The 500-nt window shown below is 41.0% G+C and carries 1 tRNA gene and 1 rRNA gene; both read right to left on the reverse strand.

From position 1 onward, the window contains the following. Window positions 1–201: 201 nt before the first annotated feature. A tRNA-Ile gene (locus tag N9R04_RS11305) sits at window positions 202–278 on the reverse strand. A 105-nt stretch (window positions 279–383) separates the two neighbouring features. Then, window positions 384–500 (reverse strand): 16S ribosomal RNA (locus N9R04_RS11310); the annotation flags it as partial.

Consider the following 500-nt stretch of genomic DNA (forward strand, 5'->3'; position numbering starts at 1 on the left):
TTCGAACACTAGCGATTATTTTTGAATTCAAGCTTTTAAAAACTCTAATTCACTCGGTTTTGCTTGGTAAAATCTATCTTACTTACTATCTAGTTTTCAATGTACAATACTTTCCGAGACTAGCTTTTCAGTCGATTTCGATCGATTGAAACTCGCCGTCTTACGGAAGTTTTAAGTTGAATTTGATATTAAACTTAAACATGGTGGGCCTAAGTGGACTCGAACCACCGACCTCACGCTTATCAGGCGTGCGCTCTAACCAGCTGAGCTATAGGCCCATAATAATATAGTTCATTGAATACTCAAATGAGCATTCAAAACTAAATGCAATATGTCACGTTATTCCTTACTTTCTATCGAAAGTATTCCGTATAAATCCTTAGAAAGGAGGTGATCCAGCCGCACCTTCCGATACGGCTACCTTGTTACGACTTCACCCCAATCATTTGTCCCACCTTCGACGGCTAGCTCCACAAAGTGGTTGCTCCACCGGCTTCGGG

Origin of the sequence: Staphylococcus marylandisciuri (genome assembly GCF_025519785.1) — a bacterium.
Taxonomy (GTDB): Bacteria; Bacillota; Bacilli; order Staphylococcales; family Staphylococcaceae; genus Staphylococcus; species Staphylococcus marylandisciuri.